This is a genomic window from Oscillatoria salina IIICB1, assembly GCF_020144665.1.
In the GTDB taxonomy this organism is placed as follows: Bacteria; Cyanobacteriota; Cyanobacteriia; order Cyanobacteriales; family SIO1D9; genus IIICB1.
In genome coordinates this window covers 14105-33181 of sequence record NZ_JAAHBQ010000014.1, presented here as the reverse complement: position 1 = coordinate 33181, position 19077 = coordinate 14105, and the positions used below count along the sequence as shown (strand labels likewise).

Below are 19077 nucleotides of genomic sequence, written 5' to 3'. Positions count from 1 at the left end.
AGAATTTTGGGCTTTTTTTTTGAGGATTAAGAAAAAATACTTACTTTTCCGCGATAACAATCATATCTTCTGAGCGATCGCTTAATGGCGAACCCATCCAATCTCCATATCCACTAATTACTTGAAAGCCTGCTTGCTGACAGAGATCGGAAAATTCCGCAAATGAATAGACTCTTACCGAATAAGGACTTGTTTCTTCTTTTGTCCCATCCTCATTTATAAATATCCATTGACCGTTAATTCGTTTACTAACTCGGTCATAGCTTTCAATTATTTCCAGTTTTTTTCCGTTTTGAAGAGAGCGGATTTCTGCAAGTTTATATTGACCGCTTAAAACACGAGGGATATTCACATCGGTGTGCATTAAAAATTTCCCACCTGGTTTTAAGGCTTGATAAAAATTCCTCAGAACTTGAAAGTTTTCCTCTTCAGATTGGAAAAAGCCAAACGAGAAAAAAAGATTGACGACAGCATCAAACTCTTGATCGTAGTTCAACAAGCGCATATCCTGCTTGATGAATTGGACATTCGTCAGTCCTTGGGAATGTTTTTCAGCAATTTCCAGTTCCTGAGTATTAATATCGACGCCTACGACTCTTAAACCCTGACGAGCAAGCCCTAGGGAATGCCTTCCATAACCACAGGGGATGTCAAGAATACTTTGCTTTGGTTGGAGATCGAGAAGCCTAATTACACCTTCAATTTCACACTGAGACCTCTCGTTAAGATTTTGTGGTATTGAAAGATAGCCATCTAAAGAGTTATCGCCCTCTATATAACGACGACCAAAGAAGCCACCATCTTCCATCCACCACTCTTTTTCGATCGGTTTCTCATAAATATTTATTAAATCGATACGATCTTTCTGACTCATATTTTGCTGAATATTTTTATTTAACTAACATCAAATAAAATGGTAGGAAAAGTATCAATTATGCAATTTTTTCTTGATCAAAAAAACAGCCAATCTTTTTGGGGATTGGATGGAATGACAACTACCCCAAAATGGCATAACTTTTCCTACCAAAATAAGCAAAAAAACTAAACGACAAGACTATTTTCGCGGACTCTTAAACTAGCCCATGCACGTAATTTCCAGGAGCTTCGGGGTCATCACTGTAATAGAACTGATTGTAAAGTTCTTTCATCTCTTCTTTACTTAAAGAGCCGTCCCCATTAATGTCTAATTTAGAAAAAATCGCATTTGCTTCAGACTCACTAACTTTCCAAGCTGTTAGCATAGCTGTATACTCTTCCACGGAAATTGAGCCGCTACCATCTTTATCCAGGGAGCTAAAAATTACGTCAACACCTGAAGAAAGTCCTGTTGATTTGAAATTTGCATCATTCAACTGCTTATCAAAATAAGCAAGCCATTCTTCTAGGGTTACATTCGCATCTTCATTTAAATCAGCTTCTTTGTGCAAACTGCTCCAAAAACCTGAAAATTGAGATTCGACTTTTTGATAATCTTGGCTTCCCTTGGAATAACCAAGTTGCTTGGATAAATGATCTATAACTGCATCAAAGTCTGATTTTGTCAAAGCTTTGCTGGAATCGTAGTCATAAGCATCAAACATTTTTTTGAGCTTTTTTTGTTGTAATTCGGTTAACGCCATATTTCTGACCTCAATAAACTAAAAGACTGCGGAAAGAGAACAAACTGACTAGAGAATATTTTTTTTCTGACCCATTCCTCTATTTTTGATTGGGAAATTAGGGCTTGAAAAAATTTCCTCGAATGTAGTAATCAAAGACAGTTTGAGCATTTTATAGATTGCAGTAACAAAGTCAACTTGCGTACTACTAATAGAGAGCTAAAACTGGTCTTTGATACTATGCAATCGATTTTAACTCGAAAACAGTTTAAATGCAAAATTTTAACAATGCTTAATACCTGAATTATTCCCCAAAAATTGCAAGCCGACATAGAATTCTAGCACAATGTCTAATTACGGATCGATTAAAATTAAGTAACTGGTAAATCAGTGGTTAATAGTACATTTGTTATGATTCTTTGACCGAAACAAGCTTGAGGGAAGGGAGCATGAATCAATGAGAGGATTAATGCTCAAACAATCTATCATTAGGTTGGTGATTTTTATTTAAACATCGTCTAGAATTATGAGTTTAAACGAACAATAGCTTATATCCTATTCAGGTTGGGCTAATATAAGATAGGAAACCTGAGAAAGAAGGTCAGCTTGTGATGGAAGAGAAAATCGTAATTATCGGAGCTAGAGAACACAATCTCAAGGATGTTAGTCTAGAAATTCCTAAGTATAAGGTAGTAGTTTTTACAGGAATGTCTGGTTCGGGAAAATCATCGCTAGTTTTTGATACAATTTATGCCGAAGCCCAACGCCAATTACTAGAAACTTTCAGTTCCTATGCTCGTAGCCGCCTACCGAAAATAGGCAAGCCAGATGTTGATGAAATAAAAAATCTTTCTGTTGCCATTATTATCGATCAGAAACGTCTTAGTGGTGGAAGTCGATCTACTGTCGGTACAATTACCGAAATTTATACTTATTTGAGGTTATTATTTTCCCGAGTTGGAGAACCTCTAATTGGGGAATCAGCTTTGTTTTCTTTCAATAGTCCAGAAGGAATGTGTCCTCAATGTCAAGGACTGGGAAAAGAGATTGTGGTTGACGAAAATGCCCTGATCGATTGGAATAAATCTTTAGCCGAAGGTGCGATCGGACATCCAGATTATAAAGTTGGTGGATTGCTGACTAGGCTGATTGCGGAAACTAATCTTTTTGATATGGAAAAACCCTTAAAGGAGTTTACACCTGACCAATTAAATCAACTGCTATATTCGGAAAAAACTCATCTTGAAGAACACGAATTAAATCGGCTCTATAAAATTAGTTTTGAAGGAATTATCACTAGCTTAAAAAGACGTTATTTGAATAAAAAAGATGCCGATAGCGCAGATAAAAAGAAAAAGAATAAACTATCTTTTCTGAAAAAAGTTCCTTGTCAAACTTGTCAGGGCGCGCGACTCAATCAAAAAGCTTTATCGGTCAAAGTTAAGGATAAAAATATTGCCCAGTTATGTAAAATAGAACTTACTGAACTTCAGTCATTTTTAGATTCTTTGTCTGGAGAAGTAGTCAATCATATCGTTCGACCTATGCAAGATCGCCTGAAATATTTGATTGATATTGGTGTTGGCTATTTATCCCTAAATCGAACAACAGCAACGCTGTCTGGTGGTGAATCGCAACGGGTCAAAATGGCGAAACAATTAGGTTGCAATCTGGTAGATTTAATCTATATTTTAGACGAACCAAGCATTGGACTGCACCCCAGAGATGTTTCTAAATTACTCAATATATTTAGTAAGCTACGCGACCAAGGTAATACTGTTCTGGTGGTCGAACACGATCCTACTGTTATTGAAAGTGCTGATTATGTTATTGATGTGGGACCTTATGCAGGTGTAAATGGAGGTAAAGTTGTCTTTCAGGGGACAGTTGAGGAATTAAAAAAAGCCTCGACAATCACTGGAAAATGTCTTGTTGAGCAATCTAAGAGTACATCGACTAGAAGAAAAACAAGTGAATTTTTAGAAATTAATAATGCTAATCTTCACAATTTAAAAAATGTTTCTGTTAGGATACCGACAAAAGTGTTTGTTTGTGTAACTGGAGTAGCAGGTTCGGGAAAAAGTACACTGATCGATGAGGTATTAGCCCAAAAGTATCCCAAAGCTATTAGAATTGACCAATCACCAGTGGGTCGTTCTAATCGTTCTAATCCAGCTACTTATACGAAAGTATTTGATATTATCCGAAACAAGTTTGCTTCGGCAACAGGTCAGGAGGCGAGTTTATTTAGCTTTAACTCTAAGGGAGCTTGTCCCCGGTGTAAAGGTTTGGGGGTGTTAGAAGTTGAGATGCACTTTCTAGAAAGTGTCACTATGATTTGTCCGGTCTGTGAGGGCGAGCGTTATCAGCCAGAAATACTTAAGCTGAAATATAAAGGCAAAAATATTTCTCAAGTCTTAAAAATGACGGTTGGAGAAGCTATCAATTTCTTTGAAGATAGCTCAATTAAACGTCGGCTAAAGCTTTTGGTAGAAGTCGGATTAGACTATCTCCAATTGGGGCAAAGTTTAAGCACGCTTTCTGGGGGAGAAGCACAGCGAATTAAGATTGTTAGCGAATTGGACAATCATGGCAATATTTATATTATGGACGAACCAACAACAGGTCTGCACATGGCTGATATTCAAAGACTAATTAAGATTATTAACAAGCTGGTTGATGCTGGGAATACAGTGGTGACGATCGAGCATAATTTAGACGTAATTAAAAGCGCTGATTGGATTATCGATCTCGGTCCTGAAGGAGGAAATAAAGGTGGAGAAATAATTGCAGAAGGAACGCCTGAAGCTATTGCTAAGGTAGAGCGATCGTTTACAGGGCAATATCTTAAAGCTTATGTTCGACAGTCCTCTCGCCTTTGAGTGAATTCAAGCATTTCCTGCTTGAGGTTTTTTAGGGATGGAAGGCGTCAGGAAAATTATCAGTCCAATCGGTTAATTTTTTTCTCTTTAGTCTCGATGCTCAACCGTAAAACCGAAAGATTGCCAAACTTAGAACTATCTTATCTCGAATCGCACAGTGGAAAAGAACCCTTACTGCTCTTACATGGACTTGCAGATCATGCTTTAGTCTGGCAAAGTTTAGCCGCTCATCTGGTTGAAGATTATCAGATCGTTGCGCCTGATTTACGAGGTCATGGTGAAACTAGCAAACCCAGTTCAGGTTATACCAGCCAAGATATCATTGGTGACCTCGAAAATCTCATGGCTGCTTTAGGATGGGAAAATGCTCACATTCTCGGACATTCCTGGAGTGCTAAAGTTGCGGCGATTTGGGCAACCCAGAATCCGAAACGGTTTCGCAGTCTGATTTTAGTCGATCCATTTTTTATTGGCAAAATTCCACCCATTTTCAAACTAACTTTTCCTCTGCTGTATCGCGTTTTACCGCTCATAAATATCTGGACAAAGCTACCCAAAGATAGTCAATGCTAGACATCTATGTTTGTAGTCTTAGTCCAAAGTTCTAAGACTACAGGGATAAACGGCAATCCCTCTATCCCATCCATAAAGTTTGGGATTACTTTACGAGCTATATTCAAACTGCCATTGGTGTCAGCATTGATTATTCTGCCAGTAGCAGTTTTGTATAGACCACGCTTGATACGTTTGCCACTAAAAACAGGTTTAATTTCTGATGGGGCATTGAATACAGGCAATTTATCACCGTCTACAGCACTTGAAATGCTCGCGATCGCTTTCTTCAGTTAAAACTACTTCAATACCGACTAATTGTGCTTTGTAAGTTAACAAGCTAATCAGTTTCGCGTGGGGAATTTTGGCAAATTCTTGATTGTTCTTTTTTCCAATATTGAGATTTTGTTTCCAGCCTTGATTGTTGCCAATAATCAACTGACCAATTTTATTGATTTGACACCAATCAATAACTCTACGACTTACGGTATGAAGGTAGTTATCAATCCTTCTATCACGTTTACTATTTAGCTGTTTGATTTGTCTCCAAGCTTCGATTGATTGCGCTTTAGCCATTCTTTTGTTAAAGAATTGGTTAATGCTTTTCAATGGTCTACCATTAATCAAAAGCGGTCTAATACCGGGATGATTAGATGTTATAGCCATTAAATTGTTTAAACCAAGGTCTACCCCAGCAACATATTTGCCGTCTGATTTAACAACATTATCTACTGTGTAAACAACTTCAATAACATAATGGTCAAGTTTGGGAACAATCCTGACTTGGTTCACATTTTTAACATTAGTTTTGAACTCAATCTCTGTCTGAGAAAGCTTAATAATCCCTTTAGCTAAAGCCGGTTTTGATAAGGCATCTCCTGGATAAATGACAACATTTCTCCCTCGTTCTTTGTGCTTGTATTTAGGTATTTTAGGCTTACCTAGATACTTATCTGGATGTTTAGACCAATCCTTCAATGCTGCTAACCAACCCTTCCAAGCTTCAGAAACTCTCCTGACAATTTGTTTACTAACCTTAGTAGGTAAATATCGAGCTTGCCTCTAGATTCTTTGTTTGATGGTAGATGTCGATAGAGTTGTAGTATTTCTTAGTTTCCAAGAAATATTGGCGCTGAACATAATTAGCAGAGTTGTAAAGATGCTTAGACTGCAAGGCTAGATAATCGCATTCTTTCCAAAACTTGTGCTGTTTATTAATTATATGTTTGTCAACTAATTGCATTTGACTCGACCTCTCAAATGTGTAACACTCGTATCCTATATGAGTTAGATAGAGGTTGTCAACATGGCTGGTAAAAAAATCTATAATGAGTCAAAACGTAGATTCACGCGTGACTTTGACAAATACTGCTATTCAATGGCTAGCAGGAAAACAATTCTATGTTAGGTGCTAATAGCCTCAGTGACGTAATAGAGCGTATGGCAAGAGAAAAGCTACCAAAAAAGTCTAATGATGGGTAGCTTTGTCCAGATATTTAGTTACAGTAACAACCCCTTTCTCCAAACCATGAAAGCGTATGATAGTTATGAAGAAGCTGAAAATAATGCCCGTTGCTTAAAACAGGATCGCGGTTGGAGTCTTCTCCAGGAAGAGGTTTTTCAAGCTAGTATCGAACAGAAAGAAGATGGACGCTGGGGAAGTAAGTTTGGAGTTGCAGCCAGAGATAGTATTTTTGCCGATGTTATGGATGTGGCTGGGCTGACTGAAGCTGTGGAGATTCCTACTCTCTTCATTCAACCAGAAGAAGGACTCAATCGCACCGAATGGCAATTGAAACCTTATAGAACTTATCTCAAACAATTGCAAATTGTTCGAGTTCCCGGCAATCATTGGGCATTTTTGGTACAACCCCAGGCTTTTAATATCACTGTCGAGCAGTTCTTGCGCGATCGCCTTTTTTAATTTGGCTTCTTGTTTAAGTTAAGCTAATAACTGTTACCAAATCGGATCGGAATAAAGATTAATTGTCAGTTCCTTTTTTCCGGCGGGGACAACAGTAATACAAGCACAGATCGGTGTTTTACCGTCTAACTCGACTTCACAAGCATGACACGAACCCATCAGACAGCCTGTAGGGATAAAAATTCCGGCTCTTTGTGCTACTTGAAGCATTGGTTCTCCAACTTCTGCGGAAACAGTGATATCGTCTGGTAAAAAGTGAATTTGGATAGTCATTTTTTCTTTTTATTGTAGCTTTTGCGGCGATTGGAACTGGGAGAGGAGGTTTTCACCTTATCACCTTATCAATAGAGATGGGAGACAACAAGCAATTAGCGAATAACTGGTCACTGGTCACTGTTCGGGTGGTAACTGGTAACTGATAACTGTTATCAACCAGTGGATAAAACTGAGGTTAAATCTAAGTTAGCAGCGACAAAGTCGGCGAGAGCATCGATCGTAGCTTCTCGTTGTTCGCGGTAGTTAGCAACGCCAGTAGGGAGAGCAGTTAAACCTCGTTGATGTCGTAGTACATTTAACCAAGCGCGTCGCCAAGGTCCGTTATCAAAAATACCATGTAAATAGCAGCCCCAAACCGATCGTGCGTGGTTAACAACTCCTAAACCTCGATCGTCAAAAAGGTAGTCAAAATCAGGGATTTCGGTACGATATTTTGAAGAGAGTGGTAAAGTACGACCGTTGTGTATTTCGTATCCAGTAACGGGTAAACCTGCTTGAGGATAGTTAGAAATTGCGCTGCGCTGACGGGCTATTTTTTGGGGAGCGATCGTAGTTTTCAGCTTTAATAAACCTAATCCCGGATATCGGTTGGGTTCGCCTTCAATTCCGTGGGGGTCGGAGATAGTTTGACCTAAGATTTGAAAGCCACCACAAATTCCCATAATTGTACCGCCCGCAGCCGCGTATTGTTGTAGTTGAGTTGCCATCCCACTTTCGTGCAGCGCGATCGCGTCAGAGACTGTTGTTTTGGAACCGGGAATGATAACTGCATCGGGATGTCCTAAAGATTGCCCTAAGCTAATATATTTAACGACTACAGTAGGTTCAGCTTCCAGGGGGTCGAAGTCGGTAAAGTTAGAAATTCTCGGTAAACGAATTATGGCAATATTTACTTCCCCTTCCGTTTTGTGAGATCGTCTTTCGAGTAAATCCAGAGAATCTTCTGCGGGGAAAATCTGGTTGATCCAAGGAAGGACTCCCACCACTGGGATCTTAGTACGTTCTTCTAACCATTTAATACCCGGTTCGAGCAAACTACGCTGTCCGCGAAATTTATTAATGACGACACCTTTAATCAGCGATCGCTCTTCTGGTTCGAGTAATTCTAACGTACCGACTACATGAGCAAAAGCACCGCCGCGATCGATATCTACTACTAACAAAGTCGGCGCATTCAGATGCAAAGCTACCCGCATATTAGTTAAATCGCGGTGTTTGAGGTTAATCTCCGCCGGACTTCCCGCCCCTTCACAAATAACTAAATCGAACTCTCCAGCTAATTTTTGTAGGGATTCAACAATTGCCTCCCAACCGCGAGCGAAATATTCTTTGTAATACTGAGAAGCTCTCGTTTTCCCGACAACTTGACCTTTAATAATTACTTGAGAAGTCATATCACCTTGAGGTTTGAGCAAAATTGGATTCATTTCCACCCAAGGAGATACTCCAGCCGCCCAAGCTTGTACCGCTTGAGCATAGCCTATTTCTCCACCTGTAGCGGTAACATAAGCATTTAATGCCATATTTTGCCCTTTAAAAGGTGCGACTCGCCAACCTTGTCGCCAGAGAATGCGGCACAGAGCGGTTGTGAGCAGAGATTTTCCTGCGTGGGAGGTAGTTCCCACGACCATAATTGCTTTCATAGTCGGCAATGGCTGTGTCGGAGCTAGAAATTTATTGATCCACAAATAGTCTACTCGACTTTAAATTGGCAACCTCAACCGTCGATTTAACCAATTATAGATGCGATCTAACCAAGAAGGTTTCGGCAAAGTACCGCCGCGATTTTGCCATTTATTGACTAATTTTCGTCCTAAAGGAGTTAAGCGAAAACTATCGGTAATTCCTTGTCCGTCTACTTCTCGCCTAAGTAAACCGACATTAATTAGCCAGAGTAAATTATTTTCCGTCGCTAATTCCGAGAGCGATCGCGTCGTATAACTTTGCTCTAATCCATTTTCGCCGACAATTTGCAATAAAGGAATGCTTTGGCTAGCCATCGCCTCGAATAAAGACAATTTGAAAGGCGAACAACACAAAGCTCTTTCTCCTCGCTTGATGGCGCGATCGCTATATTGAATCGATTGGACAGTTTTACTTGGGCTATAAGTCATGCTTGAGGTAGCTTAACTGAGTAATTTTATTAATTATTGTAAAATTTAGAGAGAAAATTTACTGTACGGCAAAACAAAAAAAGTTATGGTTTTATCTGTTGGTACTAAAGCACCGTCTTTCACTACTAAAGACGACGAAGGCAAAACTGTTTCCCTCTCTGACTTTGCTGGTAAAACCGTCGTTTTGTATTTCTATCCTAAAGACGATACTCCTGGCTGTACCAAAGAAGCTCAAAGCTTCCGCGACAATTACAGCGATTATCAAGGGAAAGAAATTGTCGTCTTAGGTGTAAGTATGGATGACGAAGCATCGCACAAAAAATTTAAAGAAAAGTACGGCTTACCTTTCCAGTTGCTCGTTGATACCAACGGTGCAATTACCAAAGCTTACGATGTGGAAGGAGGTGGTTATTCCAAGCGCGTCACCTACATTATTGACGGTGAAGGAACCATCATCCATACTGACGAGAAAGTCAAGACTGACACTCACGCTCGGGATCTCCTGGCGACAATGAGCAAATAGTCTGCTGAAATAAATTAGGGTGGATCTTGTCCACCCTAATTTAGTTTAATTTTGATTTGTTTGGTTCTCCGTAGTATTTTGTTGTCCAGAGCGCATTCGCTCCAATTGCAAGCGGCGAAATTCATCAGCCGCATTGTTGAGATTTTCTGCTGACTCTTGACGAAACTCATCCAAAGAGCGATCGCTATTTAAATTTGCTCGGTGAATCAAATCGAAAGGATTAAACGAACCATCTCCGAAACTACCAGACAAACTATCTCTTTCGTTAGATTGATAGACTCCTGATTCCTGGGGGTCTACATTTTGAGCCAAAGTTGCACTTTGTCCCACGCAAGACAAAATACCAGCAATACTAAGGCTAAGTGTGATTTTCGCTACCTGCTGGCTGGTAAATAAAGCAAACTTGATTCTGTTACTCATACCAACTTGTCAAACAATTTTCTTCAGAGTATAAGTAGAATTTTAGCAATTTCAGCCTCCTCCTCAACAAGTTTTTTATTTTGCTAAAATTATTTATTGCTCAAAATGAGCACAATTAGTTCAGATTCCCTAGGAGAATTACACTTTTGTTGTTAGAAGACTACTTTGACTTTCTTCGCTTTTCAGATTAGTCAGACAAGACACTGTACTACAATGAAAACTAACTATTCCCAATGAGGTTTTATTGATGACGACGAAAGCCATTTCCCGATACGTTATTCGCAATCCAGATATTTTAAGCGGCGAACCTATTATCATGGGGACTCGCACTTCAGTACGAGCTATTGTTGGATTGTGGCGTAATGGGACTCCTCCTGAAGAAATTCCGACTCAGTATCCTCAGCTTACCCTCGCTCAAGTTTTTGATGCCCTGAGTTTTTATTTAGATAACCAAGTTGAAATCAACTCTTATATCGAACAAAACCGCATCCCAGATGACCTTATTCATCCCGCAGTTCGCAAAGTCTTAGAAACAGAAAGAGAATGAAAATCTTTGCGTCACTCTACACTGATGAAGATATTGCTAATTTGGTCGCCACTCTTCTCAAAAGTAGAGGTTTGGATGTTTTAACAACTCTTGATGCTGAGATGACAGGTTACTCGGATGCGGAACAATTGGCTTATGCTGCTGAAGAAAAGCGCTGTCTATTGACCCATAATCGAGTAGACTATGAAAGATTGCACCTGAGTTACATCCAGACAAAACAACAGCATTCAGGCATTATTATAACGCCTCAAAATAATGCTTATGAAGTTGCTAAACGAGTTGGTATTATTCTCAACACTCTGACAGCAGATGAGATTTTTAATCAGCTTTTGTATGTTTGACAACCGGGCGAATGTCTAATACCTAATGATGGTTGAGCATTCAATAGCTAAATTTAAGAATACACTAACTCAATTTTACTTTACTGTTACTTCACAGCAAAAAAAATTACGGAAGCCTTACAAGACTTCCGTAACTTTCTCATCAGATAATATCTAATTACCAATCAAACTTTAAGCAAATCTCCGTCGTAGTAAAGGTTGAATTGCTAATAAAACGATCGCGTCAAACCCTAGCAATACCAAAAGCACTCCCAAGAAGCTAATTCCACCCCAAGGTGTTTGCATCACGGTGCTACTCAAACCCCAATCGCCATTAAGATAAATATAGCGAATTGGTTCGATCGCATAAGTCAGAGGATTTAAACTAGCAATATACTGCAACCAATTTGCCATAAAATCCATTGGTGCTAAGGCGGTACTAGCAAAAAGTAATGGTAAATTGGTAACAAAGATTACAGCAATTAATTCAATATGTCCTGGTAAAGCGAAAGCCAAACCGAGACTTAGTGCAGTTACACCCAAAACAATCAAGAAAACGATTAACGCGATCGCACTTAATCCCCCTAATCCAGGTAAACCTGCACCTAAGAAAGCACTAGCTGCAACAATTACTGCTGTTTGAATAAATGCCAGGGTGATAATGTAAATTGTCGAAGCAGTGACAATGGAAAATCGCGAAGCTAAAGGCGCTACTAACAAACGATTAAGAAAACCGAATTCGCGGTCAAACATCACAGGTAAACCTGCATTTAAAGCTCCAGAAAAGGCGGTAAAAACGATTACTCCAGGAGCTAAAAATTTGCCGTAGCTTATTTCCGTCCCAAACAATCCTTGCGGCGCATTTAAGAATAAAGCACCAAAGAGAATTAACCACATTAAAGGCTGAATTACGCCAGCTATTAATGTCGAAGGACGGCGTTGTAATTGGATAAACAAACGTTTAGTTAAAGCTATAGTTTCTTGGATAAATTCGCTAACCGGATTACCAGCTTTAACTTCAGCAGTGCTTTCACCATTTGGCGATAAGTTAATGTTGAATTTTTCTGGTGTAATTGATTGACTCATTTTATTTTTCTAACCAAAATCTCAAACAGAAAAATGAACAAAAATTAGGCATTTAGTGTTAGGTAGTTCGGAATTATTAGTGACCAGTGAAAGGTTAGTAGTTATTAATTTACCTAATTCCCAGTCCCCAGTCCCCAATCCCCAGTCCCCAATCCCTACTTCATTTGCATTTTCTTTTCTTTCTTCAAATCGCGATTACCAGCAGCAGCAATTTCTGCATCCATCAAAGTTTGTCCAGTAGCCGCGAGATAAACATCATCAAGACTAGGGCGAGATTGTGCCATACTAAAAATTGGTAAACCCACTTCTTCGAGAGACTTTTCGATTTTGCTGAGAGGATTACTTTGCCGAGTTACGACTAAATTAAGCGAGTTACCTTGAGCCGAATTAATAATAACTTCTTCGACAAAAGGTAAACTTTGAAGCAGAGATTTAGCTTTTTCGGCTTCCTCATGGGTAGAAAATTCTCGAATGCGGAGAGTTACGCGATCGCCGCCTAGTTTATCCTTTAATTGAGAAGGACTTCCCTCAGCAATAATTTTACCCTTGTCAATAATCGCCAGGCGATCGGCAAGTGCGTCGATTTCTTCGAGATAATGGCTAGTAATGAGTACCGTTGTCCCTGCTTCGCGCAATTTACGCAAAAAATCCCAAACTACCACCCGGCTTTCAATATCTAATCCTACCGTTGGCTCGTCTAAAACTAGCACGTCGGGTTGATGTAACAAACCCGCAGCTAAATCGAGACGCTTGCGTAAACCACCCGAATAAGTTCCCGTTTTCTTATCCGCGTAGTCTGATAAACCCAAAAGTTGTAGTAATTGGTTAACTCGTTCCTTGCTCGTTGCCCCCGGAAGGTGATAAAGTGCAGCTTGTAGTTGGAGCAACTCGCGCCCAGTTAAGACTTTATCTAAGGCGACTTCTTGAGCGACATAGCCGAGTCTGCGTCGGGTAGCCCTTGGGTTGTCAATTGCAGAAACTCCACAGACCTCAATTTTACCGCGATCGGGTTTAGCTAAGGTGCAGAGACAGCGAATCGTTGTAGTTTTTCCCGCACCGTTGGGACCCAGAAGTCCATAAATTTCGCCTCTTTCTACCTGAAATGAGACATCTTTCACGGCTGGGATCTCACCGTAGCTCTTTTGTAGGTTTTCGATTAAAACAGCGAATGCCATAAAATAATTATGCCTTCAGCCTAGTTACAAATCTAAACAATCTTTTCTTTTATTGTAAATTGTAATCGGAACAATGGAAGCTTGCTAGAGGGGTAACCTCTGTCAACTGACGTGAGGAGGAAGAATTTGGCGATTTTGTCTAGGGAAATTTGTAGAGACTAAAATGCAATGTCTCTACTTTTATTTTTGCAGTTATTTTTTCTGGATTTTATCTATTTGCTAGAAGTTGTTGAATCGCTGCGAGAATAATTTCGGGTTCGTCTATCCAGACAAAGTGACTACTTTTGCTAGCTTGGATTTGAGTACAATTTGTGGATAATTTTAGCAGTTCGCAGTGCATTTTGTCGCGTAACTTGTCGGCGGCTGTAATCGGGAGATAAAAGTTCCAAATTGAGCGTTTAAAGAAAGTTTTCGCTTTGATATTAATAATTGGTAAATCGCCGAAATTGTTAGCTTGACTAACTTGACGACTACTCGCGTTTAAATTCCACATTTCTCGCCACATTGTCAGCCAATGTTGATAGTGATAAAAGGAAATTTTAACTGGCTGTAAGATTTGTTTGGGAAATTTACGCAGTTCTTGTTTAAGTAATTCAAATATTCCTATTGTTCCTAAAATTCTGACAATTCCCCAAATTGAGCCAAAAATAGACATCAGAAATCCGGACATAAAAAATAATTTTAAGGCTCGCAAACTAAGCGACATATTTAATATACCTGTTTCGTGAAGCCCATCTGCCAAAACGATCCCAATTACTTTTTCTGGGAATTGATGAGCATAAAGCCTGACATTATAACTACCAAAAGAATCGCCGACTAAAATATAAGGTGGTTCAATTTTAGCTAGGTTTAATAATGGATCTAATTCTCGGACAATTGTTTGACTTGAGCGAGGTTTAGGGCTAGAATCACTCCAGCCATATCCGGCGCGATCGCAAATACACACTTGGGTGATTTCCGCAAGTTCATCGATGAGAAAATAGCCATCAATTCCACCCAAACTATGGTCAATTATTACTGTCGGTTTACCTGTTCCTTTTGAGTATAAATGGAGTTTATAACCACCAATATCAATTAGTTTACCTGGTGGCTGAAATTTTCGCCGTTCGAGAATACTAGCAATGAAATGATAACTGGTTGTAATCGAGATAATTAATAAATTTATGGGGATATTCATTAAAAATTAATTTTTTAGATAAGTTGCTGGATCTGTCTCGACTGATTAGCATTTTCTAACAAATACTCTCCTAATCATTTTCTTTTTTTATTGATTAACCCTTGACAAATAAGCTTGAATGGGGCTCAATAAAATCCCTAAAATCTTCTCAATTTGATTAATATAATATTCCCTTAAATCAATACAAACCAGGTTTTCCTGCAAAGTCAAAAAGCGCCAATTTGTTCCACTGGTTACTGCACCATAAATAACTGAAATCTCAATTTCTTGACGTTGGTTAAATATTTGTGCGGCTAACATTTCGGCGATACATTGACCTAATCCACCAATAATATTTTCATTTTTAGCTTCAACAATTGTAATTACCGGGGCGCTAATAAACAATTGTTCTTGAGACGCACTAATGAGAAAATCACAATAACCTAACAGTCCTTTTTCAAGATCGACATTAAAATCTGTACCAGAAAATAAACTAATTTGGTAATTAAATTGTCTTCTGACTTCACTTAAAATAGGAGCAATGAGAAACTCTGAACGGGCTTTTTCTGTGCCAATTGCTGTTGCTAATGGAATATATTCTTGTAAAAGTTCAGTTAAAATTTTTGATGGCTTTACTGTTTCAATATCTTTAAATAAGTTAGGGATTTCCTGAATAGTTAAATTAAATTCTTGTTTGACTTTAGCTAAGCTAAAATTGCTATATGCCATCGCTGAAGCTCCTTATCTTTTTGACAAATTTACCAGATTTGGCTAAATAAACTGATAATACTAAGTTGCACTTAAATATAGTAGGGGTACAGAGACTAAAATATTTAACTCAATGAAATATCTAGATACAACTTCTTTTTCATTTAATCTTACGTCATCCTGAGCGAAGCGTTCGCGAACGCTTCGCTCAGGATGACATTTTTCCAGATTATCGTCTTTTGAGTATACTATCTCTGGACGCAACTTGCGATCAGCTTGGGGAAGCTTTTTCTGTTAAATCTTTGCTGAATTAATTTGAAGTAAATTAAACCTTAATTTTTCCTCAACCAAATTGCCTTGTAGAAACGTTGGATACAACGTCTCTACAGGAAAAATTTTAGACAAAAATTACATCGGCAACCACAGCAATTAACTGATGGGTGACGGGCAAACTATCAATTACCATTCCGGTACACAATAACATCATGTAAAGGATGGAAAATTTAAACATCGATTTTGCCAAATCTTTATCTTGTGGTGCTTGTTTCAATTGCCATGCTTTGCGAAGAAAAGCTGCTCCGAGTAAGGCAGCAATTGCGCCGTATAAAATCCCGGAAACGCCTAAAGGATAAATGAGTAAAAAAGTTGTCGGGACGACAATCAGAGTGTAAATCCAAATTTGCTTAACGGTATTTTCTTCACCGACAATTACTGGTAACATTGGCACATTTACTTGAGCATAATCATCGCGAATCATTAACGCCAATGCCCAAAAATGGGGAGGTGTCCAAAGGAAAACAATTGCAAATAAAAGCCATGCAGCCCAACTTAAATCTCCGGTAACAGCCGCCCAACCTACTAGAGGAGGAATTGCACCAGCAGCACCGCCAATAACGATATTTTGGGTGGTATGACGTTTGAGCCAATGAGTATAAACCAGCAGATAAAAAATAATGCCGGACATGGCTAAAAGGGCGCTGATGAGGTTAACAAAGACAGTCAAAACTGTAAAAGAAAGAATTGCTAAAATGAGAGCAAAAATGAGTGCGTGACGAGGTTGAATTTGACCGGAAGGAATGGGGCGCTTGCGCGTCCTTTTCATTTCATAGTCAATATCTTGGTCGTAAATGCAGTTGAAAGTTTGGGCAGAAGCAGATGCAAAAGTACCTCCAATTAAAGTAGAGAATAAGAGAAAAGTGTCTACTTGTCCGTCAGAGGCGATCCACATTGCGGCTGCGGTGGTAATGAGCAGTAACGGAATAATCCGAGGTTTGGTTAATTGGTAGTAGCTTTTGATTACTTGTAAGAAGTTGCGGCGGGCAATACTGATGCCTGTCATTACTTAGTACCAAATTCCTTATTTTTGAAACTTTATTTGTGTGGGAGCAAACGATCGCGAGCTGAGTTTTTAGTAAACAGGAGCGAGACAGGAAAATTTGTTAGTGGCGAACAGTTAAACATTTTTTTGTTTGAGGATTGAAAGTTAAGATCGGGCAAACTTGTCAACTGTTCGCAGCATGACGATCGCTAATTTTCGATCGCTAACTTGCTTGAGGCGATCGTGCGATCGCGTAGTGCTAAAACTGTTAAGGCAACTAAACAACCGAGTAATGCTGCTCCTACGGTTTGGTGAGTGACGGTTAGGGGTTCGACTTGCAGGTGCAAGTAGAAGGTAGCAACACCGAGGAGAATTTGCAAGACAACTAATCCACCAGCTAGGTTAGCCAGTTTTCTTAGGGCTGGATGTAATCCCATTGTGCGCCACGCGATCGCGACTACTGTTACTGTAGCGATTGTGGCGGGGAAAACGCCAATTATGTGACTGTTCATCACGGTACAAAGTTGGTTTGCGCCGAAACATTGATGTAATGCCCAACGGGAACCGACTAAAGCTCCGAGTAAGCTTTGGAGATAAACTAAAATTGCGGCGGTTAAACTAACCCAGGATAGTTTACCAGCAGTTCCAGTTCCTTTATAATCGCCGAGGGCTGTTCCGATGACGATCAGCGTGCAGAAAAATAGTAAGGCTGCGCCTAAATGAGCAGTAACAATATCAAAGCGCAAAAGCTGGGTAACTGTCAGTCCGCCGAGAATACCTTGAAAGACAATCAAAAATAAAGCAAATGTGGCAGCCCCAGGCAGCCACTTGGGTAATTCGCGCCTCCACCACCAAGATAAACCAGCTAAGGCGATCGCGCTAAATCCTACTAAGGAAGCATCAAGACGGTGAAACCATTCGAGAAATACTTGCAGATTCATTTGCTGAGTGGGTACTAGCTGCCCGTAACATAGGGGCCAATCCGGACAAGCAAGTCCTGCGTTCATCACTCGCGTGGCACTACCTATCGCCATTAATAGCAGTGTCGCGATCGCGATCTTCCACACTAAACCACGTAGAAGATCGCTAGCTCGCGATCGCTGGGAGTGGGTTTCTCTCTGCTTGGGAAGCACTGATTCAGCCATAGCATTATTTGCCTTTTGTGTCAAGATATAAATGAGTAACGACTCTCTTTCAAACTAGCATCCTAGTTAAAAAGTTTGCCGACTTCTACCTAACACTGTAATCAGCCTGTGCTGTAAGCGAAATTGCTTTAGGTATTCTTCAGATTGCTTGGGGAAACAAAGGTATCAGGCTGGATACCTGTAACAAAAGTTGACAAAAAAGCGAGATTATTTGCGGTCGCGATCGCGAGAAATATTCGCAACCCAGGAGAGTATGTCTTACCTTAGTAGAGGGACGGCTGCGATAAGACAAAAACACAAATAACTCAAACGAGTCGCAGTTTCACAAGCATCCGAGAAAAATGCCAAGTAGTCAGATCGTCAAGGGAAAAAACCCGTGAAAAAAACAAACACAATCATCATTGTTGCGGTCGCGATCGCGATCGTCCTACCCAGTTTGTGGTACGGTCAAAATCACGGACTGCTGCCCATAGCGGCTTCAGAAGAAGCCAAATCCGTAGACAGCATCTTTAACTTGATGATGACTGTTGCTACAGCTTTATTTTTGCTGATCCAAGGAGTATTGGTGTATACAGCGATTAAATTTCGCCGACGCCAAGGAGACGAAACCGACGGTCCGAACATCGAAGGTAACGTCCCGCTAGAAATTGTCTGGACAGCGATCCCCACCATCATTGTTTTGGTTATTTCTATTTACAGCTTTGAGGTTTACAACGAAATGGGCGGACTCGATCCCATGAGTTCCCACGATCCCGGACCTCAACAACTCGTTGCTCTCGATCCTAGTCAAAAAGATCTCGCCCTCGGATTAGGCGCTTCTCCAGAAAATCAAGGTAAAGAACCCTATCTGAATGTCAACGTCAACGGCATTCAGTACGCTTGGATTTTCACCTATCCCGATACAGGCGTAATTACCGGAGAATTGCACGTACCTGTGGGAAAAGAAGTCAGACTTAACCTTTCCGCCGGAGACGTACTTCACGCTTTTTGGTTGCCAGAATTTCGGATCAAACAAGATGCTATTCCCGGTAGAGAAGCAGAAATCCGCTTTACACCTACTCTCGTCGGAACTTATCCGATTATTTGTGCCGAACTTTGCGGTGCCTATCACGGTGCGATGAAATCTCAACTCTTCGTCCAAAGTGAAGAAGATTACCAAAAATGGGTTGAAGAACAAACCCAAGTCGCCAATGCTAACAACTGGGATCGAGCAGTCGCTAGCAATCTTAGCGATCGCGAATTTCTTGCTCCCTACGCTGAAGAAATGGGAATTAACCAAGAAACTCTCGCCCAGCTAACCCAGCTACATCATCACTAAAGACGATCGCTTTCC

General features: G+C 40.0%; 20 protein-coding genes. 7 read left to right on the top strand and 13 right to left on the bottom strand.

Annotation, left to right across the window (positions count from 1 at the left end; translation table 11 throughout):
* Positions 1–40: 40 nt before the first annotated feature.
* Positions 41–874: an SAM-dependent methyltransferase gene (locus G3T18_RS05385; RefSeq protein WP_224409509.1), complete on the bottom strand. Its 834-nt coding sequence runs from the start codon at positions 872–874 to the stop codon at positions 41–43.
* A 196-nt stretch (positions 875–1070) separates the two neighbouring features.
* A complete protein-coding gene (locus G3T18_RS05380; protein WP_224409508.1) occupies positions 1071–1619 on the bottom strand; it encodes an EF-hand domain-containing protein in 549 nt (182 codons plus the stop codon).
* Between the two features lie 590 nt (positions 1620–2209).
* On the opposite strand from G3T18_RS05380, the gene G3T18_RS05375 reads away from it, so the two are divergent.
* Together G3T18_RS05375 and G3T18_RS05370 are read left to right on the top strand one after the other, a co-directional pair.
* Positions 2210–4480, top strand: coding sequence for an ATP-binding cassette domain-containing protein (locus G3T18_RS05375; protein ID WP_224409507.1), 2271 nt, complete (start codon positions 2210–2212; stop codon positions 4478–4480).
* 96 nt (positions 4481–4576) lie between these two features.
* Positions 4577–5053: an alpha/beta fold hydrolase gene (locus G3T18_RS05370; RefSeq protein WP_318013933.1), complete on the top strand. Its 477-nt coding sequence runs from the start codon at positions 4577–4579 to the stop codon at positions 5051–5053.
* 228 nt (positions 5054–5281) lie between these two features.
* On the opposite strand, the gene G3T18_RS05365 is transcribed toward G3T18_RS05370, so the two are convergent.
* Positions 5282–6055 carry an RNA-guided endonuclease InsQ/TnpB family protein gene (locus G3T18_RS05365; RefSeq protein WP_318013935.1) on the bottom strand — a complete coding sequence of 258 codons (774 nt, stop codon included), beginning with the start codon at positions 6053–6055 and terminating at the stop codon, positions 5282–5284.
* 505 nt (positions 6056–6560) lie between these two features.
* On the opposite strand from G3T18_RS05365, the gene G3T18_RS05360 reads away from it, so the two are divergent.
* On the top strand, positions 6561–6956 hold the full coding sequence (locus G3T18_RS05360; protein ID WP_224409505.1) for an alpha/beta fold hydrolase: 396 nt from the start codon (positions 6561–6563) through the stop codon (positions 6954–6956).
* Between the two features lie 33 nt (positions 6957–6989).
* Here G3T18_RS05360 and G3T18_RS05355 read toward each other — a convergent pair whose 3' ends face one another.
* From G3T18_RS05355 to G3T18_RS05345, 3 genes are all read right to left on the bottom strand, one after another.
* Entirely contained in the window at positions 6990–7229 is a 240-nt protein-coding gene (locus G3T18_RS05355; protein ID WP_224409504.1) for a 2Fe-2S iron-sulfur cluster-binding protein, read from the bottom strand.
* Positions 7230–7384: 155 nt separating this feature from the next.
* Positions 7385–8875, bottom strand: a complete 1491-nt coding sequence (cobQ, locus tag G3T18_RS05350) for a cobyric acid synthase CobQ (RefSeq protein ID WP_224409503.1) — start codon at positions 8873–8875, stop codon at positions 7385–7387.
* Positions 8876–8935: 60 nt separating this feature from the next.
* Positions 8936–9346 carry an Npun_F0494 family protein gene (locus G3T18_RS05345; RefSeq protein WP_224409502.1) on the bottom strand — a complete coding sequence of 137 codons (411 nt, stop codon included), beginning with the start codon at positions 9344–9346 and terminating at the stop codon, positions 8936–8938.
* An 85-nt stretch (positions 9347–9431) separates the two neighbouring features.
* Here G3T18_RS05345 and G3T18_RS05340 point away from each other — a divergent pair, with 85 nt between their 5' ends.
* Complete coding sequence (locus tag G3T18_RS05340; protein WP_224409501.1) at positions 9432–9869, top strand: peroxiredoxin; 438 nt, start codon at positions 9432–9434, stop codon at positions 9867–9869.
* A 45-nt stretch (positions 9870–9914) separates the two neighbouring features.
* On the opposite strand, the gene G3T18_RS05335 is transcribed toward G3T18_RS05340, so the two are convergent.
* Positions 9915–10289, bottom strand: coding sequence for a hypothetical protein (locus tag G3T18_RS05335; protein WP_224409500.1), 375 nt, complete (start codon positions 10287–10289; stop codon positions 9915–9917).
* Positions 10290–10536: 247 nt separating this feature from the next.
* Here G3T18_RS05335 and G3T18_RS05330 point away from each other — a divergent pair, with 247 nt between their 5' ends.
* Complete coding sequence (locus G3T18_RS05330; protein ID WP_224409499.1) at positions 10537–10836, top strand: DUF433 domain-containing protein; 300 nt, start codon at positions 10537–10539, stop codon at positions 10834–10836.
* Entirely contained in the window at positions 10833–11177 is a 345-nt protein-coding gene (locus G3T18_RS05325; protein WP_224409498.1) for a DUF5615 family PIN-like protein, read from the top strand. The genes G3T18_RS05330 and G3T18_RS05325 overlap by 4 nt, the downstream gene beginning before the upstream one ends.
* 171 nt (positions 11178–11348) lie before the next feature.
* Here the strand turns inward: G3T18_RS05325 and G3T18_RS05320 are convergent, their stop codons facing one another.
* The 6 genes from G3T18_RS05320 to G3T18_RS05295 form a co-directional block, all read right to left on the bottom strand.
* Complete coding sequence (locus G3T18_RS05320) at positions 11349–12242, bottom strand: ABC transporter permease (protein WP_224409497.1); 894 nt, start codon at positions 12240–12242, stop codon at positions 11349–11351.
* A 155-nt stretch (positions 12243–12397) separates the two neighbouring features.
* Positions 12398–13417: an ABC transporter ATP-binding protein gene (locus G3T18_RS05315; protein ID WP_224409496.1), complete on the bottom strand. Its 1020-nt coding sequence runs from the start codon at positions 13415–13417 to the stop codon at positions 12398–12400.
* Between the two features lie 208 nt (positions 13418–13625).
* Positions 13626–14594, bottom strand: coding sequence for an alpha/beta hydrolase (locus tag G3T18_RS05310; protein ID WP_224409495.1), 969 nt, complete (start codon positions 14592–14594; stop codon positions 13626–13628).
* 87 nt (positions 14595–14681) lie between these two features.
* On the bottom strand, positions 14682–15302 hold the full coding sequence (locus G3T18_RS05305) for a hypothetical protein (protein ID WP_224409494.1): 621 nt from the start codon (positions 15300–15302) through the stop codon (positions 14682–14684).
* Between the two features lie 376 nt (positions 15303–15678).
* On the bottom strand, positions 15679–16620 hold the full coding sequence (locus G3T18_RS05300) for a heme o synthase (protein WP_224409493.1): 942 nt from the start codon (positions 16618–16620) through the stop codon (positions 15679–15681).
* Positions 16621–16808: 188 nt separating this feature from the next.
* Positions 16809–17744, bottom strand: coding sequence for a COX15/CtaA family protein (locus tag G3T18_RS05295; protein WP_224409492.1), 936 nt, complete (start codon positions 17742–17744; stop codon positions 16809–16811).
* 376 nt (positions 17745–18120) lie between these two features.
* Here G3T18_RS05295 and G3T18_RS05290 point away from each other — a divergent pair, with 376 nt between their 5' ends.
* Positions 18121–19062 carry a cytochrome c oxidase subunit II gene (locus G3T18_RS05290; RefSeq protein ID WP_224409491.1) on the top strand — a complete coding sequence of 314 codons (942 nt, stop codon included), beginning with the start codon at positions 18121–18123 and terminating at the stop codon, positions 19060–19062.
* Positions 19063–19077: the final 15 nt, after the last annotated feature.